18 protein-coding genes and 2 pseudogenes are annotated in these 23,410 nt (G+C 51.3%); 18 read left to right on the top strand and 2 right to left on the bottom strand.

The window, feature by feature from the left end:
- Nucleotides 1-94: 94 nt before the first annotated feature.
- The 6 genes and pseudogenes from BN1247_RS00625 to BN1247_RS18625 all read left to right on the top strand — a co-directional run.
- Nucleotides 95-1,210 carry a citrate/2-methylcitrate synthase gene (locus tag BN1247_RS00625; protein WP_054948630.1) on the top strand — a complete coding sequence of 372 codons (1,116 nt, stop codon included), beginning with the start codon at nucleotides 95-97 and terminating at the stop codon, nucleotides 1,208-1,210.
- Between the two features lie 98 nt (nucleotides 1,211-1,308).
- Nucleotides 1,309-2,556: an isocitrate dehydrogenase (NADP(+)) gene (gene icd / locus BN1247_RS00630; RefSeq protein ID WP_054948631.1), complete on the top strand. Its 1,248-nt coding sequence runs from the start codon at nucleotides 1,309-1,311 to the stop codon at nucleotides 2,554-2,556.
- 16 nt (nucleotides 2,557-2,572) lie between these two features.
- Nucleotides 2,573-3,511 (top strand): malate dehydrogenase, encoded by a 939-nt coding sequence (gene mdh, locus BN1247_RS00635; RefSeq protein ID WP_054948632.1) that lies wholly within the window; start codon nucleotides 2,573-2,575, stop codon nucleotides 3,509-3,511.
- Between the two features lie 293 nt (nucleotides 3,512-3,804).
- Nucleotides 3,805-4,530 (top strand): response regulator transcription factor, encoded by a 726-nt coding sequence (locus BN1247_RS00640; RefSeq protein WP_054948633.1) that lies wholly within the window; start codon nucleotides 3,805-3,807, stop codon nucleotides 4,528-4,530.
- Nucleotides 4,527-5,789 (top strand): annotated as a pseudogene (locus tag BN1247_RS18620) (HAMP domain-containing protein); the annotation flags it as partial. The gene BN1247_RS00640 and the pseudogene BN1247_RS18620, both read left to right, overlap by 4 nt.
- 39 nt (nucleotides 5,790-5,828) lie before the next feature.
- Nucleotides 5,829-6,815 (top strand): annotated as a pseudogene (locus BN1247_RS18625) (sensor histidine kinase); the annotation flags it as partial.
- Between the two features lie 1,830 nt (nucleotides 6,816-8,645).
- Here the strand turns inward: BN1247_RS18625 and BN1247_RS17525 are convergent.
- Nucleotides 8,646-8,807 (bottom strand): hypothetical protein, encoded by a 162-nt coding sequence (locus BN1247_RS17525; RefSeq protein ID WP_157360839.1) that lies wholly within the window; start codon nucleotides 8,805-8,807, stop codon nucleotides 8,646-8,648.
- 254 nt (nucleotides 8,808-9,061) lie between these two features.
- Between BN1247_RS17525 and BN1247_RS00665 the strand changes: the two genes are divergently transcribed.
- The 6 genes from BN1247_RS00665 (at nucleotide 9,062) to phoU (ending at nucleotide 14,834) form a co-directional block, all read left to right on the top strand.
- Entirely contained in the window at nucleotides 9,062-10,057 is a 996-nt protein-coding gene (locus BN1247_RS00665; RefSeq protein WP_054948638.1) for a phosphate ABC transporter substrate-binding protein, read from the top strand.
- 239 nt (nucleotides 10,058-10,296) lie between these two features.
- A complete protein-coding gene (pstC, locus tag BN1247_RS00670) occupies nucleotides 10,297-11,253 on the top strand; it encodes a phosphate ABC transporter permease subunit PstC (RefSeq protein WP_082415722.1) in 957 nt (318 codons plus the stop codon).
- Nucleotides 11,253-12,152, top strand: coding sequence for a phosphate ABC transporter permease PstA (gene pstA, locus BN1247_RS00675; RefSeq protein ID WP_054948639.1), 900 nt, complete (start codon nucleotides 11,253-11,255; stop codon nucleotides 12,150-12,152). The genes pstC and pstA overlap by 1 nt, the downstream gene beginning before the upstream one ends.
- Before the next feature lie 461 nt (nucleotides 12,153-12,613).
- Nucleotides 12,614-13,378 carry a phosphate ABC transporter ATP-binding protein PstB gene (gene pstB, locus BN1247_RS00680; RefSeq protein WP_231633059.1) on the top strand — a complete coding sequence of 255 codons (765 nt, stop codon included), beginning with the start codon at nucleotides 12,614-12,616 and terminating at the stop codon, nucleotides 13,376-13,378.
- Between the two features lie 12 nt (nucleotides 13,379-13,390).
- Nucleotides 13,391-14,149 carry a phosphate ABC transporter ATP-binding protein PstB gene (pstB, locus tag BN1247_RS00685; RefSeq protein ID WP_054948640.1) on the top strand — a complete coding sequence of 253 codons (759 nt, stop codon included), beginning with the start codon at nucleotides 13,391-13,393 and terminating at the stop codon, nucleotides 14,147-14,149.
- 25 nt (nucleotides 14,150-14,174) lie between these two features.
- Nucleotides 14,175-14,834 (top strand): phosphate signaling complex protein PhoU, encoded by a 660-nt coding sequence (phoU, locus tag BN1247_RS00690; protein ID WP_074011017.1) that lies wholly within the window; start codon nucleotides 14,175-14,177, stop codon nucleotides 14,832-14,834.
- A 183-nt stretch (nucleotides 14,835-15,017) separates the two neighbouring features.
- Here phoU and BN1247_RS00695 read toward each other — a convergent pair whose 3' ends face one another.
- The gene (locus BN1247_RS00695) at nucleotides 15,018-15,767 is read right to left on the bottom strand and encodes a gamma-glutamyl-gamma-aminobutyrate hydrolase family protein (RefSeq protein ID WP_054948641.1); all 750 of its coding nucleotides are present in this window, start codon (nucleotides 15,765-15,767) and stop codon (nucleotides 15,018-15,020) included.
- Nucleotides 15,768-16,024: 257 nt separating this feature from the next.
- Between BN1247_RS00695 and BN1247_RS00700 the strand changes: the two genes are divergently transcribed.
- From BN1247_RS00700 to BN1247_RS00725, 6 genes are all read left to right on the top strand, one after another.
- Nucleotides 16,025-16,297 (top strand): MFS transporter, encoded by a 273-nt coding sequence (locus tag BN1247_RS00700; RefSeq protein ID WP_147675145.1) that lies wholly within the window; start codon nucleotides 16,025-16,027, stop codon nucleotides 16,295-16,297.
- 121 nt (nucleotides 16,298-16,418) lie between these two features.
- Nucleotides 16,419-16,832: a fluoride efflux transporter FluC gene (locus tag BN1247_RS00705; protein WP_054948643.1), complete on the top strand. Its 414-nt coding sequence runs from the start codon at nucleotides 16,419-16,421 to the stop codon at nucleotides 16,830-16,832.
- Nucleotides 16,833-16,999: 167 nt separating this feature from the next.
- On the top strand, nucleotides 17,000-17,374 hold the full coding sequence (gene crcB, locus BN1247_RS00710; protein ID WP_054948644.1) for a fluoride efflux transporter CrcB: 375 nt from the start codon (nucleotides 17,000-17,002) through the stop codon (nucleotides 17,372-17,374).
- 363 nt (nucleotides 17,375-17,737) lie between these two features.
- On the top strand, nucleotides 17,738-19,135 hold the full coding sequence (locus tag BN1247_RS00715) for an MltG/YceG/YrrL family protein (RefSeq protein WP_054948645.1): 1,398 nt from the start codon (nucleotides 17,738-17,740) through the stop codon (nucleotides 19,133-19,135).
- Between the two features lie 231 nt (nucleotides 19,136-19,366).
- Nucleotides 19,367-19,981: a TetR/AcrR family transcriptional regulator gene (locus tag BN1247_RS00720; protein ID WP_054948646.1), complete on the top strand. Its 615-nt coding sequence runs from the start codon at nucleotides 19,367-19,369 to the stop codon at nucleotides 19,979-19,981.
- 72 nt (nucleotides 19,982-20,053) lie between these two features.
- Nucleotides 20,054-23,410, top strand: a 3,357-nt coding sequence (locus BN1247_RS00725; RefSeq protein WP_074011019.1) for an efflux RND transporter permease subunit, incomplete at its 3' end; no start/stop codon positions are given.

Here is a 23,410-nt window from a genome sequence, read left to right on the forward strand (position 1 = left end):
AAAGTTAAAAAAGGCTTATAATATATTGTGGCGATTCAAGTAACGACGAAACAGAACGCATTGTAGGACAACCTCTGATCAAAGGAGAGATATTATGACTGCCACTAAAGGACTTGAAGGTGTTGTCGCCGTTACATCGGGTATAAGCTCCATTATTGACGGTGTACTTACATATCGGGGGATTAACATTGACAGTTTAGCTGAACACGCTTCGTTTGAAGAAGTGCTGTACTTGTTGTGGCACGGCGAACTGCCGAACCGCGCCCAGCTCGACGACTTGCGCACGCAGTTAATCGAAAATGCCGATATTCCAGCAGAAATGGTCACCCAAATAAAGTCTTACCCCAAATCGGCCAATCCGATGGCCGTTCTCAGAAGCTTAGTGTCCGCCTTAGCGCTATACGACGATGAAGCAGAAGATTTGTCCCGCGACGCTAATTTCCGCAAAGCGCTGCGCGTCACCGCGAAAATGCCGACACTCGTCACCGCCTTCAACCACTATCGCCACGGTCGCGAGTATGTGAAACCGAAAGCAGGTTATACGTTTGCACAAAACTTTTTGTACATGTTAAACGGCCAGGAGCCGAGTTCTACAGCCGTTGAAGCCATTGATAAAGCGCTCGTGCTGCACGCCGATCACGAGTTAAATGCTTCCACATTCGCCTCGCGCGTCACGACCGCTACCTTGTCTGATCTTTACTCCGCGATTACGACAGCGATCGGCACACTGAAAGGACCGCTGCACGGGGGCGCTAACGAACAAGTGATGGTGCTGTTAGAAGAAATCGGATCGATCGATCGCGCCGAAGAAGTGATTAAAGCAAAATTAGCAGCGAAGGAAAAGATTATGGGCTTCGGGCACCGCGTGTACAAAGATGGCGACCCGCGGGCGAAGCATTTGCAAAAAATGTCAAAGCAACTCGCCGAACTAACTGAAAACCCGACGTGGTACGATATGTCGACGAAGGTCGAGCAAATCGTCACTGGGGAAAAAGGGCTTAAACCGAATGTCGACTTTTATTCCGCGTCCGTCTACACGTACTTAGGCATTGAACGCGATTTATTTACGCCAATTTTTGCTATTAGCCGCGTATCTGGCTGGACGGCGCACGTACTCGAGCAGTACGACAACAACCGCCTCATTCGCCCCCGTGCCGAGTATGTCGGACACGGCAACCGGCCGTACGTGCCGCTAAACGAGCGTCCATAACCACTCCCGCTCTTCGGTAGGGGACACTAGCGAATCAGCCTGTAGGGCAACACCATTTCGTAAGGAAATTATGTGCGTTAATTGCTAGGAGGAGACGAATGGCTGCTAACTTTAAGAAATACGACTTGCCGACTGAAGGACAACCGATTACGATCGAGGACGGTAAACTGAACGTGCCCGATCAGCCGATCATTCCGTTTATCGAAGGGGACGGTACAGGGCCGGACATTTGGGCCGCCACTTCGCGCGTGTTAGACAGTGCCGTTGAAAAAGCGTACGGCGGGAAAAAGAAGCTCGCTTGGTACGAAATTTATGCTGGTGAAAAAGCGTATCACACGTTCGGCGAGTGGTTGCCCGAAGATACGCTGGAAGCGATCCGCGAATACATTGTCGCCATTAAAGGCCCGCTCACGACGCCGATCGGCGGCGGCTTTCGCAGCCTAAACGTGACGCTGCGGCAGGAGTTAGACTTGTACGCCTGCGTGCGCCCTGTGCGCTGGTTCCAAGGCGTACCCTCCCCAGTCACCCGTCCACAAGATACGGATATGGTCATTTTCCGGGAAAACACGGAAGACGTCTACTCCGGCATCGAGTGGGAAGCGAACTCGGCGGAAGCGAACAAAGTCATCGACTTTTTAAAAACCGAATTAAAGGCGAACATTCGCGACGCTTCCGGGATCGGCATTAAACCGATTAGCGAATTCGGCACGAAGCGGTTAGTGGCGAAAGCGATCGAACACGCCATCCAAAACAACCGTAAGAGCGTAACCCTCGTACACAAAGGGAACATTATGAAATTCACCGAAGGTGCGTTTAAACAGTGGGGCTACGAAGTCGCGAAAGAACGGTTCGGCGACGTGACGATTACGGAAGACGAGCTGTGGAATAAGTACGACGGCAAGCAACCGGAAGGTACGGTCGTCATTAAAGACCGGATCGCCGACATTATGTTCCAGTTGGCTATGCTTCGTCCGAAAGAATTTGACGTGCTCGCGACGATGAACTTGAACGGCGACTACTTGTCCGATGCGCTCGCGGCTCAAGTCGGCGGCATCGGCATCGCCCCCGGGGCGAACATCGCCGACCACTTGGCGCTGTTCGAAGCGACGCACGGCACTGCGCCGAAATATGCGGGACAAGATAAAGTAAACCCTGGCTCGCTCATCCTGTCCGGCGTGCTCATGTTGGAATACCTCGGTTGGCAAGAAGCAGCTAAGCTCATTTACGACTCAATGGACCGCACGATTGCGGACAAGTTTGTGACATACGACTTCGCGCGGCAAATGGACGGCGCGACGGAATTGAAGTGCTCGCAGTTCGCAGACAAACTCATCGAAAATCTATAGTGTGAGGGGGATAACAATGGCTTTTAGTCGTCGTAAAATATCAGTCGTCGGCGCTGGATTCACGGGAGCGACAACAGCGTTAATGCTCGCGCAAAAAGAACTCGGGGACGTCGTGTTAGTCGACATCCCGCAGCTGGAAAACCCGACGAAAGGGAAAGCGCTGGACATGTTAGAATCGTGCCCGGTGCAAGGGGTTGACGTCCGCATTACCGGAACGAGCGATTACAAGCACACGGCCAATTCCGACCTCGTCATCATCACTGCCGGTGTAGCCCGCAAGCCGGGTATGTCGCGCGACGACTTAGTAAACACGAACGCAGGCATTATGAAGCAGGTCACGAAATCGGTCGTCGAACATTCGCCAGACACGTACATTTTAGTGTTGTCTAACCCGGCCGACGCGATGACGTACACCGCGTTCAAGGAGTCCGGCTTCCCGAAAAACCGCGTGTTCGGGCAATCGGGCGTGTTAGATACGGCGCGCTTCCGCACGTTCGTCGCCGAAGCGTTGAACGTGTCGGTCGAAGACGTGAACGGTTTCGTCTTAGGCGGACACGGCGACGACATGGTACCGATGTTGCGCTACTCGTACGCCGGCGGCATCCCGCTGGAAAAATTGCTCTCCAAAGAGGAGTTGGACGCGATTGTCGAGCGCACGCGTAAAGGTGGCGGCGAAATCGTCAACTTGCTCGGCAACGGCAGTGCGTACTACGCGCCTGCAGCTTCGCTCGTAGAAATGGCTGAGGCGCTGTTGAAAGACAAAAAGCGCATTTTACCGGCCATCGCCTACTTGGAAGGCGAATACGGCTTTGAGGACATGTACCTCGGCGTACCGACGGTCATCGGCGGCAACGGCATCGAGAAAGTGCTGGAACTCGATTTAACCGACGAAGAGCGCGACTTGCTCGCTAAGTCGGCCGAATCGGTTCAAAAAGTGCTCGCCATCGTGAAGTGAGTAGCGGAAAAAAGGCTTGAAAAGGACGTTTTTCATTTTCATTACTTCCTTCACGGCGCCCTTGTAACTAATTTACGTTGCAAGGGTTTTTCTTTTTGCGGTCGGATGTGGTAAGATGAATTTGAAATTTTACATCTGAATGCGCTCGACAGGATTTCATACGCACCAATCGTAGACCGAGAACAGCAGCGGAAATTTTGATCTGTTAGTTGCCATATACAATCTGCTACTCACCTGCTACGGTGCTGCATGCTCGATCGATCAGTGAATGAAACGGGGAGGAGACCTACTGCATGGACAAGCGGGTGTTAGTCGTCGACGATGAGCCAGCCATTGTGAAACTGGTCGCTTATAATCTAGAAAAAGCGGGCTACACCGTCGATACAGCCGATGACGGGCAAACCGCGCTCGAAAAAGTTGCCGTGAACAAACCGGATCTCGTCGTGTTGGACTGGATGCTGCCCGAGCTCGACGGGTTAGAAGTGTGTAAACGGCTGCGGCAAGGTGGAATGAACGTACCGATCATCATGTTGACCGCGAAAGACGATGAGTTTGATAAAGTGCTTGGCCTCGAAATAGGTGCGGACGACTATTTGACGAAACCGTTTAGCCCACGGGAGCTCGTAGCGCGCGTGAAGGCGATCTTTCGCCTGCTGGCACAAAAAGGTGAGGGACTAGGGGCGGCACACGTACAAGACACGCCGAACGAGCAGCTCGCCTTCGGGCCGCTCATCCTCGACTTAGAAGGGTATGAATGCTACTTGCGCGATGAACGGCTCGAATTGACCCCGAAGGAATTCGAGTTACTCGTCTATTTGGCGACGCACCGCGGGAAAGTCCTGTCGCGCGACCAACTGCTTAACGCAGTGTGGAACTACGATTTTGTCGGCGACACGCGCATTGTCGACGTGCACGTGAGCCACTTGCGCGAGAAGATCGAAACGAACACGCGCAAGCCGGAATTTATTAAAACGGTGCGCGGCATCGGCTATAAGTTCGAAGGACCCCCGGCACAATGAAAAAGTTCCGCAACCGTCTCACCGTCGCTTTTTTGCTGTTAATCGGGCTGGCAGTTGGCGTACTCGGCGTGCTTGGGAACCAACTCATCGGCGACGCCTATACAGGCGCCTTGTCGGAACGGTTGACGCAAGAAGTGCGCTTGCTTACGAAGACTGTTGCTTGGACGGAAGACGTGAAGTCGATGACGGAGCAGGCAGTGCATGTCGGCACCGCACTCGACGCCCGCGTGACGTTCGTGCGCGCCGACGGAACGGTACTCGGCGATTCACACCACAATCCGCGGGACATGGGTAACCACAGGGACCGTCCGGAGATTCGCCAAGCCTTAAACAGCAAGGCACACGAAGGAAAAGCAGTGCGCTACAGTGCGACGATTGCGAACGAACAGATGTACATCGCTCTACCGATCGTAAGAGGCGGTGGGACTGTCGGTGTCGTGCGCGCCTCGCTAGCGTTAGCGAGCATTCACGAAGCGAGCCGGCAGTTCGTCTATGCCCTCGCTATGGGATTGCTCGTGTTGACAGCAGCAGCGGCACTGTTAAGTATGTGGTTCGCCCGCGGCATCACCCGCCCTCTAGAAGCGATGACGCGCCTCGCGCGCAAAATTACGCAAGGTGATTTTAGCCGCGCCGGCGCGCACGATGGGGTGGAAGTGAACCGCCGCGACGAACTCGGTGAACTGGCGCGCGCAATCGAGCACTTATCGTTTAGTTTGCAGCGGCAGTTGGAGACGATCCGCGCCAGTGAACAGCGACTAAAGAGCGTCATTGAAACGATGCCGAGCGGCCTCTTGCTGATCGAAGTAAAAGAAGGCGTTTCTTGGGAGGTTGAGAACGGCACATTTGAGAAAAAAAGAGCAAACAACAGTGCATCCGGGGAAATAACGCGTCGTGCACTAGGGGAAGTCGCACGTGAAACACGTGGTACACCCGAAGAAATAACGCGTCATGCAGCTAAGGAAATAGACAGTATCGGCACCAGTTCCGGGAAAAAAGCGGGTTATGCATCCCAGGCAGACGAACGACACGGTACTTTCAAAATCGTTCTCACGAATCCGGCGATCGAGCAGCTATTGCGCCTTTCTGCGGACGATGTCGTCGGTAAGTCGTATACCGCTCTCGCCCCTTACTTCGATTTGCGACCGCAGCTGGCGGCGTGCATCCGCACCGGAGCGAGCGTACGCGAGGAAATTCACTTATTCGCCCCGGAAGAACGCATTTTGGAAGCGAGTCTATCACCGCTGAAAGACGAAGCGGGGCACATCGACGGCGTCGTCGCCGTCCTGCACGACTTGACGGCGGTGCGGCGGTTGGAGCAGTTGCGCCGCGACTTTGTCGCCAACGTCTCCCACGAATTAAAGACGCCAGTAACGTCGGTCATTGGCTTTGCGGAAACGCTGTTGGACGGGGCGATGGACGATGCGGAGACGTGCCGCAGCTTTTTGCAAATCATTCACGAGGAGAGCTTGCGCTTGTACCGCTTGATCGGCGACATTCTCGATTTGTCCAAAATCGAGTCGCGGGAGTTGTCGCTCAAGGTAGAGACGTGTGACATGAGTGCGCTCATCCGCTCCAGTGCGCAGTCGCTACAAGGGCAAATGGAACAGGCAGGGCTGACGCTCTCGCTATCGCTACCGGAAGAGCTCGTGGTAGAAGCGGATAAAGACCGTATGCGGCAAATCGTCGTCAATTTAGTCAGTAATGCCATCGCGTATACGCCAGAGGGCGGCGAGGTTAAAGTGGCGTTGACGCCAGCGCCGGAAGGGGTGACAGCGGCGGAGGAGGCAACAGTAGCGAACCGTGTAAAGGCCGCGAAGCGTGCGACAGTAGCGGACGATGCAACAGCAGCGAACCGTGTAAGGGCTGCCAATAGTGCAACAGCCGCGGGCGGTGTAAGGGATGCCAATAGTGCAACAGTAGGGAATAATGCAACAGACGCGAATGGTGCAACAGCCGCGGACGGTGTAGCGGCAGCGGACGGTGTAGCGGAAAAGGGTGCTGAAACGTTAGCAAACGGTGAAACGGCAGTAAACAGTGCACTGTGGCAGCTCACTGTATCAGACACGGGAGTAGGCATTCCGCCCGAGCACTTGCCGCGCATTTTTGAACGTTTTTACCGCGTCGATAAAGCGCGCTCCCGCGCCCTGGGAGGGACTGGCTTAGGCCTCGCTATCGTGAAACATTTAGTCGAGGTACAAAAAGGGACCATCGATGTCGAAAGCACTGTCGGCATCGGCACGACGTTCCGGCTGACGTTCCCACGCACCTTCCCGCGGAAGAAATAACGAACCGCCCACACTTACTGAACCTACGGCTCACGCGTGATCAACGGGTGCGGGGGGCTGTTGAAAATGGTGACACAGCCACTATTGTTCATCCTGTGGCGTGTCACCGACCTCGCTGATTTGAGTGAAATCGTACATATGCATCGTATGACCCCCCGGGTTCTCCTTCTTCGTTCGTCATTGGTGGATCGTGGACAATATTTCCATCGCTTATGTGTAATCGTGTTTGCCTCTAAAAACTTTATAAGTTACCCTATAAAGTAAGTTAATAAAAATGTAGATTGTAAATAGCGTAAAAAGGACGAAAACAGCATGCTTAAAAAATTCGATTGTAAAGCTACGTACCAACCAATTTCCTACATAATAAATGAAAAAACTTGAGCCAACCACTGTGATAACCAAGTGGACGGAGATAGCTAGTGCTCTTTTTGTTCCGTGTATTCCCATAAATGTGTTACTTGTATTATGCACTGAAAAAAAGACACAGAACACGACTACCGATAAAACCGAATAAAAATCATAAAAGTTCATAGTTCCCTCCTTAACGCATGGCTGGGCCTGGGCGACATCACTTTCCACCCTTTTGTCTGTGATCAATCGTATCACCAATCATTCTTGTCACAATCTTATGCAATAAATGAGCACTAAAAGCGACTGCCAGTATCACGAAAGGTAAGTATATGACTAATTTGAGAGGGTAAGAAAGACCACTTACTATCCAATTTCCTAAATAGCAAATTAAACTACTTATGCCGATCACAGTCGTAGCCATAAAAAGGACAATCATTACTCCTTTCCAACCATGTATTTTTTTTAATATATTAACACCCTCGATCGAATCAAAGTAAATAAATAGCACGAATAATAGAAAAGTGAATTGGAATTCTAAATAAGACATAAGCACCTCCGTATAATTAACAAAATAAAAAAGGTAGGTTTAATTTCCGTCAACGCTTAGGCGGGTCTTTGACAATAGGTACCAATTTGTTCTACACTCTGATTAAGGCGAATCGTGATGATGCGAATCTTTAGGTGTGACTTTCCCATCCTTACTTATGTCGAATCTTACTCTTCTTTCATAATCAACACCATCCTCGCTTATGTATATGACAACATGTTTTGTCTCAGCTTCGAGAAATCACTATGTAACAACTACAGTACTTGTTTGGAAGACGTGAGTGCTTGATCAGTTTTTCTCAGCTCTTCAATCGCTTTATTGTTGCATTTACATTATCGCTTAATAACTGCCTGTACGCCTCCAACACATCCCCATAAGCGATTTTTACCTTAACGGCATGGCTGGGCGGCGGCTATTTTCCTTTCCGCTGTATGCTGCCAATCATACCATCAGTAATAGACTCCAATGCTTTGTGGTACACTTTTAAAAAACACTTAAGTATAAATGCGAAATAGGAAAAATAAACAATAATACGTGAAAGGGTGAATATAAAGAAATTAGCTAGCCAATCACCTCCGTAATATATAGCATACGTGGCACAGAAGGTCGTGAGTAGCGTAAGGAGTACAATGGCTACCTTGTTTTTCAAGGAGATCTTTTTGAAATGACCACTTTTGATTACCGAACGGGAAAAAGCAATAAGGTTCAGTGCTAATATGGCTTGGAAATGATATGTAGCCAGTATTCCGTCGGAAATCAACTTCTGCTCCGGGTGAAGGTGTTCAATTTGAACTATGATACTAGTAAATATTACAATCTCAATAACAGTATTTATGTAAGATCTCTCTTTCTTGTAATTCCTTATTAGGAAATAAACTACAATCATAATGATAAGTTCAATTGTACCCACTGTTATCCTCCCAGAATCATTTCTATTGGTCGATCTCAGCTTGCAATATGCAATTTGGGGATCGAGAAATTTCTAGGCGTTCGAGGTCAGCTGTTTTTTGATTCAGTTCGGCCTGCATGGAAAAGATTGCCTCTTGGGCATTCCCAATTTGGTTATTTAACTTGTCGATCGTTGACATAGACATAGACACCACCTCTAAGTATGCAGAATTATCCGCGTCACACATTTTGATGAATTGGGCAAAACGTCCAATTGCTATTATTATAGGCTGTTATCTTTATTGGAGTCAATACTCAGAACAACGAGAATGATTCGCCGCACACATTTACAATCTCTTAACAATGCGTTAACGCTAGCACAAAACGTCTCCCTTATAGTGAGAATTGTAGCTTACGAGCTAACACTTTACACTTGCGACCATTTAAGGGGGACTCATTAGTGAAAGCTAAGAGAGTATGGCTCATTTTTGCGGTTTGCGTGTTGGCATTCGGCGTTTTAGCGGCGTGTGGCCAAGCGGACAGTTCGGACGCGGGGTCTGACGGCAGCGCCGAAGGTTCCGCGGGGCAAGCGAACGACAACGATAGTGGAAACGAAGGAAACGCCAGCGACGACGCGAGCAATGAGGAGACAGATAAAAAAGACGCGGCCGGTGCTGATTCGATTACCGCCTCTGGTTCGTCTGCTTTACAGCCGCTCGTGCAAGAAGCTGCCGATGCGTACATGAAAGAACATAGCGAGGCGACGATTAACGTCCAAGGTGGCGGTAGCGGAACAGGGCTCAGCCAAGTGAGTGAACAGCAAGTGGCGATCGGGAACTCTGACGTTTTTGCTGAAGAGAAAGATGACATTCCTGCCGACAAGTTAGTCGACCACAAAGTAGCTGTCGTCGGGATGGCGGCGGTGGTGCACCCGGAAGTCGGCATTGACGATATTAAACAAGACGACTTAATCAAAGTGTTTACGGGTAAGGTGAAAAACTGGAAGGAACTCGGCGGCGCCGATGAAAAAATTACGCTCGTCAACCGTCCCGACAGTTCCGGCACGCGGGCAACTTTCGAAACGTATGCGCTCAAAGGGGAACAGTCTGCGGAAGGGATTACCGAAGATTCTTCAGGTACAGTACAAAAAATTATTAGCGAAACGCCCGGTGCGATCGGTTACTTGGCCCTTTCCTACTTACAGGATGACAGCATCAAAGCGTTAAAAATCGACGGGGTAGAAGCGACTGAAGACAACATTGCTACGAATGACTACTCGGTGTGGGCGTACCAGCACATGTACACACACGGTGAACCGGAAGGGCTGACGAAACAGTTCCTCGACTATATGTTGTCTGATGACGTACAAAATAATCTCGTCTCGGAAATGGGCTACATGCCGGTGACGAAGATGAAAGTGGAGCGCGACGCGGAAGGTAAGGTTGAGAAGAAGTAATCTGCTCGCGAGAAATAAGCAAGTAATTAAGAAGGAATAATGTTTTCGGTAAGATGTGTTCGAAGGAAGATGAGCGTAAGATGATACATGTCCGACAAAGCGTTAGACGATACATGTCCGACAATAAATGTAGGACGATTCAATTAAGGTGAAGAATGTCTAACGAAAATGAGTGTTCGGTTAAGAGAGACAATCGTACACTCATTTCCTGATAAAAAAAGAGGGCGGGAAATTTAGTTATGCGAGGAGAGGTTTTAGTGGCGAATGAACATACACAATCGTCGGAGCCCGCGGTACAGGGCAATCACCCGCTGTTGTTAAAAGCGAACAGTAAAAGTTTGCGGCAGGAGCGGCGGGGGAAGGTGTTAACATCGTGTGGCGCCTTCGCCATCATCGCGTTGACGATCGCCCTCATCATTTTTATTTCGTCGAAAGGTTTCTCTACCTTTGTCGTTAACAAGATTAGTATATCGGAGTTTCTGACGGGAACCGAATGGTCGGGCAATGAAGGAAAGTACGGCGCCTTTAACTTCATCTTTGGCTCCCTTACCGTCAGTTTGCTCGCTGCCTGCACCGCTGCCCCGCTGGGCATCGGCGCAGCGCTTTTTTCTACAGAAATTGCGCCGAAGTGGGGCCGAAAAATAATTCAGCCGGCAGTAGAAATTCTCGGCGGCATCCCGTCAGTCGTGTACGGCTTCATCGGGCTGTCCGTCGTCGTGCCGTTTATTCGCCACAATTTTGGTGGGACGGGATTTAGTTTGCTCGCGGGTGTCATCGTGCTTACCGTTATGATCCTGCCGACCGTGACGAGTTTGTCTACCGATGCGCTCAGCGCGATCCCGCGCGGGTTGCGCGAAGCATCTTATGCGCTCGGGGCGACGCGCTGGCAGACGATTTACCGCACACTACTTCCCGCCGCACTCCCCGGACTGCTGACGGCGATTGTGCTCGGGTTGGCGCGAGCTTTCGGCGAAGCATTGGCGGTACAAATGGTCATCGGCAACTCGAAGGCGTTCCCGCAGTCACTCGTCGATACGGCGCACACGCTGACGAGTATCCTCACGTTAGAAGTCGGGCACACCATCCCGGGGTCAGCGTACAATAACGCCCTCTGGTCGATGGCGTTCATCTTATTGTTAGTGACACTGTTGCTCGTGTTACTGATCCGCTTCTTAGCGAAGAGGAGGAACGTGTAATGGTCAATCGACGTTTGGCAGACAAGGTGGCGACGGTTGTCATTATGTTGCTCGTCGCGGCGTTAGTTACGATTTTATTCGGCATGATTGGTTATATTTTTGTGAACGGCATCGGGCACATTTCGTGGCAGTTTTTGACGAGTGGTCCGGAGACGTTTAAGGCGGGTGGCGGGATCGGGCCACAACTGTTTAACTCGCTCTATTTGCTCGTGTTGACGTTACTCATTACGGTGCCGCTCGGCCTCGGGGGCGCAATTTACATGGCGGAGTACGCCAAGCCAGGGAAGGTGACGGACACGTTGCGCACAGCGATCGAAGTGTTGGCCTCGATGCCGTCTATCGTCGTCGGGATGTTCGGCTTACTCGCCTTCGTCACGTTAACGGGTTGGGGCTACACACTGATCGGCGGGGCGTGTGCACTCGCAGTATTTAATTTACCGATCATGGTACGCGTGTTTGAAGACGCGATTCGTTCCGTGCCCCCAGCGCTAAAACAAGGGAGTATGGCACTCGGCGTCACGCATTGGGCGACGATCAAATCAGTTATCTTACCGGCCGCCCTGCCTGGTATCATGACCGGTACGATTCTCGCCTCTGGACGCGTGTTCGGCGAAGCGGCGGCGTTAATTTTTACTGCGGGCCTTTCCTCGCCGCCGCTCGATTTTACATCGTGGAGCTTTACCGATCCGCGCTCACCGCTCAATCCATTCCGGCCGGCAGAGACGCTCGCGGTGCACATTTGGAAAATTAACAGTGAAGGGCTGCAGCCGGATGTCGCCGACATTCAAGCCGGGGCATCGCTCATACTCGTCGTTGCCGTGCTCGTGTACAACTTGGGGGCGCGCGCGTTCGGCCGCGCCTTGCAGCGGAAGCTGACCGCTTCGAAACATGTGCGGTAACGTGGGGTAATTCGTTAATCGTCCGAGTGATCCATCGTGAGCGTTATCCGAGTGATCCACCATGGGTGTTACATGAAGTTGCCCATACAATAGAGGAGGTTGTAGTCATGTCGTTAGTCGAAACAGCGCCAAAAGACGAGCAGCGTCCCGATTGGCCGGGTGTGCGCACTGACTGCGGGAGTGAGGCGCCAGAAGAGCTGGAGAAGAAAAGTCGTCAGGTGCAAGAGAAACGGCCGATGCCGCTGAAACAGATGACACAGCGGAAACCGCGGATACTAGAGAAGCCACTATCGCATAAACAGGTGACACAGCAGAAAGCGCCAATACTGCGGGAGCCACTGACGCCTCCGACACAGGAGAAACCTCGAGTGCAGTATAAGCCGCAGCATCAGCTAAACCCGCTGGCGCAGCGAAAACTACAGGCGGTGCAGCAACCTTCGGAGGGGGAGCGGAAGCGACAGGTGTTACACGATCAGCCAACTGTCCGCACTGAGCAGCTAAGCGTATTTTACGGCGACAAGCGTGCAGTCGAGAACGTGTCGCTCCCTTTTTACAAAGGTGCCGTGACGGCGCTCATCGGCCCGTCCGGTTGTGGTAAGTCGACGTATTTGCGCGCGTTGAACCGGATGAACGACTTAATCCCGCAGGCGCGCGTGACAGGTGAAGTATGGTACGAAGGGATTAATTTATTGCAGCCGCGCGTCGACGTCGTCGAACTGCGCAAGCGGATTGGCATGGTGTTCCAAGCGCCGAACCCGTTTCCGAAGTCCATTTACGACAACGTCGCCTATGGGCCGCGCCAGCACGGTATGAAAAAAAAGTCAGTCCTTGACGACCTCGTGGAAAGTAGCTTGCGCAAAGCGGCGTTGTGGGACGAAGTAAAGGGGCGGCTGTACCAATCGGCGCTCGACTTGTCCGGTGGGCAGCAGCAGCGGCTGTGCATTGCGCGCACGTTGGCGATGAACCCGCAAGTGCTGTTGCTCGACGAACCGGCCTCGGCGCTCGACCCGCTGTCTACGGCGAAAATCGAAGCACTCATCGACGAATTGCGCGACTCGTACTGCATCGTCATCGTCACGCACAATATGCAGCAAGCGTCGCGCGTGTCTGACTACACCGCTTTTTTCATGCACGGACGCGTCGTCGAATACGACCAGACAGAGAAACTGTTTACTCGTCCGGCACAAAAACAGACGGAAGACTACATTTCCGGTCGGTTCGGTTAAGGAGGAGACGCCGTGACACAGCCAGTCGTTGAAATAAACGGTTTGAATTTATATTACGGGGAGCAGCAAGCGCTGTTCGACATTCATATGGCAATCGGGGAAAAGGGCATCACTGCGCTCATCGGCCCGTCCGGCTGCGGGAAGTCGACATTTTTGCGCACGATTAACCGCATGAACGACATGATTCCCGGAGTGAAAATCGAAGGTGACGTGCGCGTGCGGGAGCGGGACATATACCGCGACGACGTTGAAGTGGAACAGTTGCGCAAAACGGTCGGCATGGTGTTTCAACACCCGACCCCGTTCCCGAAGAGCATTTACGACAATGTCGCCTACGGACCACGCATTCACGGGATTCGCAAGAAAAGGACGCTCGACGCGATTGTCGAACGGAGCCTTGCGCAGGCCGCCTTGTGGGACGAAGTAAAAGACCGGTTGTCGGCGTCTGCAGCGGGCTTGTCTGGCGGGCAGCAGCAGCGGCTTTGCATCGCGCGCACGTTGGCCATCGAACCGGACATCATTTTGATGGATGAACCGACATCCGCCCTCGACCCAGTGTCGACGCAAAAAATCGAAGAACTGCTACAAACATTGCGCACCCGCTACAGTATTGTCATCGTGACGCACAACATGCAGCAAGCGGCGCGCATCTCGGATCGCACCGCCTTATTTTTAAACGGTCAGTTGCTCGAGTACGATGACACGGCCACCATATTTTCCAACCCGTCGCGCCAAGAAACGGAAGACTACATTACTGGGCGGTTTGGTTAATACATTTTTAGAAAGGGTGAGTGATGTGCCGCGAAAAGTGTTCGACAGTGAACTAAAGGAGTTAAAACAATTGCTACTGACGATGGGTGAGCGCGTTGAAGTGGCAATCCACGAATCGATCGTTTCCTTGCAAAAGCGCGACCGGCAACAAGCGCAAGCCGTCATCGAAAAAGATGGCGCCATCGATCAGTTGGAAGAGCAAGTCGATGAGATGGTAACGAAGTTGATTGCCACTCAGCAGCCCGTGGCGAAAGATTTGCGGCGCGTCATTGCGGCGCTCTACATCGCTTCCGATATGGAACGGATGGCCGATTTGGCACAAAACATCGCCGAAATCGCCGTGCTGTTCGTAGATAAAAACTTAACGCTGTTCAAACCGCTGGAAGATATTCCGCGTATGGCGCGGTTAGCGCAAGAGATGGTACACGACGGCATTAACAGCTTTATCGACGGTAACACGCGATTGGCGCGGCACATGGCGAGTAAAGACGACGATGTCGACCGCTTGTTCGCACAAATCGTGCAAGAACTCGTCGCACACGCGGTGGCGCACAGTGAGTTCATGGAAGCGGCGACGCAACTCGCTTTCGTCGCCGGCCATGTAGAGCGGATCGCCGACCATGCGACGAACATTGCCGAGAGCGTCGTGTACATCGAAACGGGCAAACGCACGCACTTGAATTAAGTTGCTGCATGATAATGCGACTTTTGAATCTGACATTATAATATGGTACGAACTTAACTCGCTACGCCAGTAGTGAGTCGTTTTTTTATACGGCTGTGCTGAGGGTTGATTAGGACTACACCCAAATAATAGGACGGCTATAGCTAAAGAACATCATAAAATTGCTTTCATTTTGTGTATGATTTAAACCTCCTTCTTACCCGTCACAGGAAGCTGTCCACTGAATGACCCCGAACAAGTCTGTATAAACGCTGTCAACAATTTTTCGGAATAAGCATCTCCTTTTTTTATTAAGTACTCCGGATGCCATTGAACACCCATGACAAAACGATGCATGACACTAGCAAATGCCTCGACGACCCCATCGGAGGAACGCGCACATACTTCGAACCCGTCTGCCATTGTGCGAACAGCCTGGTGGTGATAGCTATTCACTTTATAGCGCAAGGAACCGCTAATCTGGTGTAGGAGGGATCCTTCACATACATCGATAAAGTGTGAGCGGTGGTACTTTGGTGCCACTTGTCGGTGTTGCAGTAGCGGATGCTCAATTTGTGCGTATATATCTTGGTACATATCGCCACCCGCGGTCACATTTAATATTTGACATCCACGGCAAATTCCGAGTATCGGTTTGTCAAGTGCCATCATGCGCTTGATGATCATCGATTCGAACTGATCTCTTTCTGGGGATACTTCCCCTAAGTGCGGATGAGGTTCTTCTCCGAACAATGTCGGGTCGATGTCGATTCCTCCCGTAAGGAGCAAACCGTCGAGGAGATCTGCGATTCGGTAAACCGACTGTTTGTCCATCAAGTTAGGCAAAATTAACGGCACACCCCCTGCCCATGTAATCGCTTTAACATTAGTTTGTCCGGTGACTGCCAACCTTTCTTCACGTATGGAAGATGTTACTCCAATAATCGGTTGCAAACGCAAGCCCTCCTGCACTTTAGTGATAAGTCACAAAAAGGGTTTAGGAGATATTTTAAATTATTCTACCATTAACCAAACAGCAAGATAAATATTGTATTCTTATGGCGTTATAACATTAGCTTATAAGAAAAGGCGCTTGGGTTGGCAAATCAACTGTCCGACAGTATGCTATACTGGTGGCAATGTGTACAGATTGTGAATTTCTGCAAAAAGAAGGCGATGATCCTGTCTATTGTTGGCAAGGTATTACGCTTATGAACACGTTCGAAGGAATGGCGAATACGGTATGGACATCCGCGTTGTTACTTTCTTTTACCACAGTCGTACTCAATCAAGGTAGTGACGTTTGGGGATTTATTAATGCCGCTTATTTTATTGGAGCGATCGTCGGAAGTATCGTTGTCACGTCGAAATCGCAAATTCTCGAACAGCGGATCGGTGTGATGATAGGTCTTAGTGGCCTGTCAATGGGAGTATTAACGGTGTTATTCGCCGTAAACCATACGGTAATTGTTGCTTTACTATAAAAATCGTTGCAGGATTACAACTTTTGCGTGGCGAACGATAAGCACATGGAGTTGAAATAATGCGTTCATCCAGGTGTGTGGGGAAAGCCGCAAAAGGGGAAAGCTGAAGGAGTTGTATGACGTGCCCTACATCGGGGTGGCGATCGGCGGTGCGATTGGTGCATTGCTGCGTTACTTTTTAACATACATGACGATCACATCCATAAACACCGACGGAAACTTCCTTTTCCCGTTCGGTACGCTTGTGGCCAATTGGAGCGGGTGTTTTTTGTTAGGGTGGTTTGTAACGGCGGCTGATCGTCGTTGGCACCTTCCGCCAGCGCTCAAGACAAGCATTAGTACGGGGATGATTGGCTCGTTTACTACCTTTTCCACGTACAACGTCGAGTTACTGCAAGTCGTCAGCCAACCGGAACCGCTGGCGTGGGTATTAGCCGCTGCGTACGCCGCAATCAGCGTAGCTGGTGGCCTGTTGTTCGCATGGTGCGGCATTCGCGTCACACGGAAAGGGCACACTGTGGAGGAATCTAGGTAAGCAGTCGATCGCGACAGGCGGTTGCAGGTGCGGAAGTGGTTGATCGTTTCTACAGAGATAGCGACAAGCGGTGCCATGCGGCTGTCGGAAGAACGAAAGTTGCAGTGTTTGAAGCAAGGACAAACAGGTAGGCATGACAGCCATTGTGAGAAAAAGGGGTGAGCTGTATGGCGCTGTTATACGTTGCATTAGGAGGGGGACTTGGGGCACTCTTCCGTTATGAGATCGGGCGATTAGTGGCAAAAAAATGGACGAGGTTCTTTCCGCTTGCGACGGCGTTCGTCAACGTGTCTGGCTCGTTCGCACTCGGTGTACTGACGCCGCTTGCTGCGCAGCTAGGTGAAGCGTGGATGCTTTTACTGGCGACGGGAGGATTAGGAGCTTATACGACATTTTCCACATTTTCTGTGGAAACAGTGACGTTGTGGCAACGCGGCCAGCGCCGTATCGCCTGCGTGTACGTCGCGGCGTCTATGTTGCTCGGGTTTGCCGCTGCGGGTGTAGGTTTCTGGCTCGGTACACGTATGGCGAGTGGGGGCTAAGAGGTGTCTATTACACGAAATATGTTCACGTGGGGATTGTAAGCACCCACGTATTTCGATAGAATGGGAGATGGGTTTGTATAGCTAGTACATGTTATTTCATATTGAAGAACATGAAAAATGATACATTTCGATCGAAAGAGTCGTTTTTACATATTGTTTTGCTTACGCTGTTCGTAGCTCTGTTCATTGGCGACTAAGGTACTGTGTTGTCTCGCGACTGTTGTCGCCAATGTTGCGCTGCAACGTTGTCGTGCTCAACAACGTTGCAGCTAGTGCAGCCACTGCAGTGAACGTCGTCTCACTGTTCTAAGGGACAGGCGTTTTACGAATTTGCTTTAAGAAAAAAAGAGAGGGATTGACATGAAGATCGAGCATTTAAATGAACGGTTATTCAATAAGCTAACGGGCAAAAGGATCCGCAAAGTCCTTAAGGAGCTAGGTTTTCCCGAAGTGCCCGTCACTGCGCTAAGCGAAGAAGATATTCTCATCTTCCAACAGCACATCGACAAGTTGCCAACTTCGCCGCAGGAAGCGAGTGCTCAACTCATCCGCTCAATCCATCGGGGAAAAGTAACGGAGATTCGTACGCTAAAAGATGGTCGTACGTTGTTGAACGTATCGTTTAAACATATCGGTTACGAGTGTGTCATCCAGCTCGTCCACATGCGAGAGCACTGGGAGACGGTGGGGACCCCTTCGATTAAACAAACGCAAACAATCGCGGCGATCTCAGGAGCAGGGGCGACTGACAGCGATGAGAAGACAGCGGGGCAGGACGACTCGTCAGGGGAGGAGACCGCTTCCTCGGAGGGGGAAAGTACCGTGTCTCCGCAGGACGAAATCACTGCGGCAGCCGCTGAAGTGGCTGCGGCGAGCGACAACAAGAAACCGCGCCTCGGCCCAATGATTGCAGCAGGCTCTGTGGCCGCGATTTTATTAGCAGGCGGTGGTGCTTGGGTCGGCAGTAGCTTCGGTAGCGGTGCGATGTCGACCGATGAGGCGATTAAACGCGTCGAAGAGGACGGTTATGTCGTTCTCACACAGCAACAAAAAAATGATCTTGTAAAAACAGCAGAGGAAAAGGGCTTTGCAGAGGCACAAGAGGAGCTTTCTGGCCAAAAGGACGGTAAGCCAGTGGCCAAAGATGACAAGAAAAACAATGTGAAAGAAACGAAAGACAAGAAGGACAAGAAGAGTGACAAGGACGGAAAGAAAGACGCAAAGAAAGAGAACCTTGCTAAAGAAAAAGGCAAAAAACTCGTCTTTGAGATGAAAAGCGGCATGACGACCGAAGACATTACCGCCTTCTTGAAAAAGAAAGGCTTAATAAAAGATCGCTATGCGTTCGGTAAAAAGATCGAGAAGGAAGGCATCGCCGAATCGATTGACATTGGGAAATACGAATTCATGACCGGTATGAGCGAACGTGAAATTATGAAGGTTTTGGAAGGTGAAACGTCTAGCGACGATAAGGACGAAAAGAAAGGTAGTCGCAAAGACACCGGCAAAAAAGACAAGAAAGATAAAAAAGATAAAAAAGCCGACGAAAAAGTAGTCTTTACGCTAGCGGCGGGAATGACGTCTGAAGACCTCTGTAAATTTTTGGAAGAAGAAGGATTAGTCAAAGACTGGTTTGCATTCAGTAAAGTATTACAAAAGGCCGAAATCGATCAACGGCTAGACAACGGAGATTACGTCTTTAAACGTGGCATGAGTGAACAACAATTACTAAACGTGTTAGAGAAAAATGCACGTTAATTAAGTGAGCCGATCGTCATTGCCGGTTTTTCCTAGATCATGGCCCAAATGGTAGTGACCAGCGATGGCGATCATCAATTGCGCACTTTGTGCACGCCAAACGAGAAGGGACTCTTCTCGTTTTTTTTATGTTTAATTTGTGGCAAAGGCGTGAACGGCATAAAAATGACTTGAAAGTCAGTGGCCGTTCGTTCATGATGGCTATATGAGCAAAAAAAGGATGTGGAGATAGTGTCAAAAGGCGAGCATATTCTCGATGCCGCTTACCGCGTATTTGGTGATAAGGGTTACCATACCGCGCGGATGGACGATATCGCTAAGGCTGCTGGGGTTGCCAAAGGCACGCTCTATTTATACTTTAGAAACAAAGAAGTTATGTTTCAAGCGATGCTGACAAAAATATTGGATGACTATTTAGCAGTACACGAACAAATCGCGCGCAGTGAGCGGCCGTTCGGAGAAAAACTGGCAGCCTTGCTCAAACACCACTTGCTCTTTATTCGCGACCGCCACAATTTTGTGAAAGCACACATGAACGAAGTGTTGGCGATTGACGCGTTACAGGAAAAGTGGCGGAACTCTGTCGAGCGGGAACGCGCCTTATTTGTTCGCTGTCTCGTGGAGGAGTACCCTTTTTTAAACGAACGGGACGCATATTTATGTTTTTTAAGCTTTTGCGGCATGAGTGATGGCATGGTGTACGACTTGTGCTGGCTTGACGACGGGCTTACTGATTCGATGGTGGAGGAACGGGCCCGGTTCGCCGCTAACTTGCTCATTAGCGGGTTGGAGCAGCTGCGGACGGAAGACATGTCGTTAAGACAGGTGCAGGCAGAACGGCTGTAGGTCGGCAAAGATGCCGCCGTAAGTCACAGCTTTTTATACGACATATCATACGATAGAAGTGGAGGAATTTGGATGTGGTTGTCGAAGGCGTCGATGAAACGGCCTGTATTGACGATTGTCGCAGTCCTCGTCGTACTGGCGCTAGGGGGTGTCTCCCTTACAAAACTAGAACTTGACTTAATCCCGGATATTAATCCTCCGGTCGGAGCGGTCGTCGCTAACTACAGCGGAGCCGGCCCGGAAGAAGTGTTGGAAAAGGTAACGAAGCCGTTAGAAAAAAGCTTAAGTACGCTATCCGGATTAAATACGCTGCAGACACAGACGCGGGAAGGTAACGTACTCCTGCTGCTCGAATTTGACTGGGCAGAAGATGTCGAAACGAAGCAAAACGACATTTTGTCGCGCATTAACCAAGCGAATTTACCGGACGATGTGCCGACGCCGACGTTTATTAAGTTTGACCCTTCCTCGCTACCGATCATTCAACTGTCAGTCGTCAATAAAGGGGATGCAGACAAGCTGCGCGAAGAGATCGACGACATCGTACAGCAGTTGACGAACCTGTCTGGGGTGGCGAGCGTTAACGAGAGTGGTTTACTCGACAAACAAATTCACGTCACGCTGAAAGCGGACGAAATGAAGAAGTACGGGTTATCGCAGCAGAATATTCGAGAACTGTTACAGTCGCATCAATTGTCTCAGCCGGGCGGCATTGTACACGACGGGGAGAACGATTTAACGACGCGCGTCATCGGGGAAATTCCGGACGTCGACACGATGAAGAAGTTGACCGTCACTGCCGACCCGACGAGTGGCAAAAAAGTGACGCTCGGCGATGTCGCTAAAGTGAAAATGGCGGAGGAAGAGAAGGAGTCAATTACGCGCACGAACTTGGAACCGAGTATCGGGCTCAACGTCTTCAAACAGTCCGGTGCCAACACGGCGAAAGTATCTGCCGCTGTGCGCGATAAGATCGATCAACTGAACGATAAAGGAAAGATAGAAATCGTGCCCCTTTTTGACCAAGGGGTATACGTTGAAGAGTCGATCGGCAACGTGTCGACGGCGCTCATTAGCGGCGGTATTCTCGCCATGCTCGTGTTATTTTTGTTCTTGCGCTCGTTCGGCAGTCCGCTCATGATCGGCGTGGCGATTCCGCTATCAGTTATCGTCACGTTCGTGCTCATGTTTTTCTCTGACTTTAGTTTGAATATTATGACGTTAGGTGGGCTGGCGCTCGGGGTCGGGATGCTCGTCGACAACGCTATCGTCGTCATCGAGAACACGTACCGTCACTTAAATATGGGGAAACCGCCGAAGCAAGCAGCAGTAGAAGGTGCTGGCGAAGTGGCAGCGGCGATTACCGCCTCCACGTTGACGACGCTCGCTGTGTTTTTGCCGATCGTGTTCGTCAGCGGCATCGTCGGCAACATTTTTCGCGAGTTTGCGTTTACTGTCTCGTTTAGTTTGTTCGCTTCCTTGCTCGTGTCGCTGACGATCGTTCCCGTTATGGCTGGCGCACTGCTGAAGAAGCCGAACAAAAATCGGGAAGCGGCGCGGCAGCGGAGCAACTTTTTCCGCGGCTATCGCGCACTCGTGGAATGGGCGCTGCACCACCGCAAAACGGTACTTACCGTTTCTCTCGCCTTGTTAGTCGCTGGTCTGGCCGGTATTTGGTCGGTTGGCTCCGAGTTTTTGCCACCTACGGACGAGGGCATATTTGTCGCTGAGGTGGAAATGCCTGAAGGAACCGGCCTCGCTAAAACGGAAGAAGTCACGAAAAAAATCGAAAAAGTACTTGCGGACGAAAAAGACGTAGCCGATTTTCAAGCGAGTATCGGTGACAAACGCAACCAAGGGTTACGCCAAGGCGGGCGTAACACGGCGCAAATTTTTGTGAGAGTCGTCGACCTCGACCAGCGCGACCGTTCGACAAACGACATTATGAACGACGTGCGCCGCGAGGTTGCGACTATCGATAAACAAGCGACGCTCACTTTTAAAGAACAGAGCGCCTTTGAGATGGGGAGTGCGCCGAATACGTTGCAGTTTCTCGTCTCCGGCGATGAAGAGAAGCTGAACAAACAACAAAAACGTATTACCGACTCACTGGAAAAAGTTAAACACGTGAAAGAAGTGACCAACTCCGAAGTGGCGACGACTCCGGAGCTGCGCGTGGCAGTCGACCGCGACAAAGCGCGGGAGAACGGCCTCGTTCCGGCGCAAGTCGTCTCTGCCGTGTCCGATGCGATTCGCGGTGACGTCGTCACGCGTGTCAACGATGACGATAACAAAGAAGTGGGCGTCCTCGTACGGTATGAAGCGTCGTTTGCAGAGTCTCCCGACAAGCTGAAAAAACTGCCGCTCACAGGTAGTGAAGGCAATACGACGCTCGATAAAGTCGCTGATGTTGCGGTTGCGGACGGTCCGACGACGATTAACCGGCGCGATTTAAAACGGGCGATCGAATATAAGGTGCAGTTCCAAGGTACGAGCCTCGGCGAGGTCGAACAGGCAGTGAAACAAAAACTGGACGACCTCGACCTACCCGACAGCTTACGCGTGCAGTTTATCGGGGCATCGGAAGTGTTGGAGGACGCGAAAAGCGATTTGTCGCTTGCATTCGTGCTCTCTCTATTACTCGTCTTCCTCGTCCTCGCTGCACAGTTTGAATCGTTTAAATACCCGTTTGTCATCTTCTTCTCCTTGCCGCTCATGGTGATCGGCATCGGGATTGGCTTGTTTGCGATGCAAATACCGCTCAGTGTAACGGCGATGATCGGGCTCATCGTCCTCGCCGGGATCGTCGTCAACAACGCGATCGTCATGGTCGACTTCATCAACCGTTTGAAAAAGCGGGGCGAAACGACGTACGATGCGATTGTCACGGCGAGCGCGACGCGGCTGCGGCCGATTTTGATGACGACGTTAACGACGATTCTCGGGTTAGTGCCGTCGGCACTGGCACTCGGCGAGGGCACGGAAATACAACAACCGCTAGCGGTCGTCGTTATCGGCGGTTTACTCAGCAGTACGCTGTTGACACTCGTCGTCATTCCAGTCATGTACAGCTGGTTTGACCCGGAGACGCGGCACGGGTACACGTACCATCCGGCGCGGCCACCGCGCGGTTACCGTTTTGCGGCAGCGGACGGCGGACTCACTTTGCCCGTCGGTGCGGATGTACGGGATGCGGATGCAGGCGATATGCTTGTCGATGATGCAGATGCGCGGCGCGGACGGGCGCTATTGGGCGTTAGTTACAGCGACGCTCATACGGTGGAGTCAGTGAAGGTGGAGTCGGTGGAACCCGTGGAGCCACTCCATGACGGCGATGATGCATTAGACGGACGTTGGGACGACGCAGAAGATGAAAGGCAAGGCGACGCCTCCGGGCTCGAGCGGGAGCCGCGCGACACCGACCGCCGC

The organism is Numidum massiliense (assembly GCF_001375555.1).
Taxonomy (GTDB): Bacteria; Bacillota; Bacilli; order Thermoactinomycetales; family Novibacillaceae; genus Numidum; species Numidum massiliense.

Bases quoted from the DNA above. Each gene is read 5' to 3' on its own strand.
- BN1247_RS00625 (WP_054948630.1), top strand. From the start codon at position 95: ATGACTGCCACTAAAGGACTTGAAGGTGTTGTCGCCGTTACATCGGGT.
- icd (WP_054948631.1), top strand. From the start codon at position 1,309: ATGGCTGCTAACTTTAAGAAATACGACTTGCCGACTGAAGGACAACCG.
- mdh (WP_054948632.1), top strand. From the start codon at position 2,573: ATGGCTTTTAGTCGTCGTAAAATATCAGTCGTCGGCGCTGGATTCACG.
- BN1247_RS00640 (WP_054948633.1), top strand. From the start codon at position 3,805: ATGGACAAGCGGGTGTTAGTCGTCGACGATGAGCCAGCCATTGTGAAA.
- BN1247_RS17525 (WP_157360839.1), bottom strand. From the start codon at position 8,807: ATGTCTATGTCAACGATCGACAAGTTAAATAACCAAATTGGGAATGCC.
- pstC (WP_082415722.1), top strand. From the start codon at position 10,297: ATGCGAGGAGAGGTTTTAGTGGCGAATGAACATACACAATCGTCGGAG.
- pstA (WP_054948639.1), top strand. From the start codon at position 11,253: ATGGTCAATCGACGTTTGGCAGACAAGGTGGCGACGGTTGTCATTATG.
- BN1247_RS00700 (WP_147675145.1), top strand. From the start codon at position 16,025: ATGAACACGTTCGAAGGAATGGCGAATACGGTATGGACATCCGCGTTG.
- crcB (WP_054948644.1), top strand. From the start codon at position 17,000: ATGGCGCTGTTATACGTTGCATTAGGAGGGGGACTTGGGGCACTCTTC.
- BN1247_RS00715 (WP_054948645.1), top strand. From the start codon at position 17,738: ATGAAGATCGAGCATTTAAATGAACGGTTATTCAATAAGCTAACGGGC.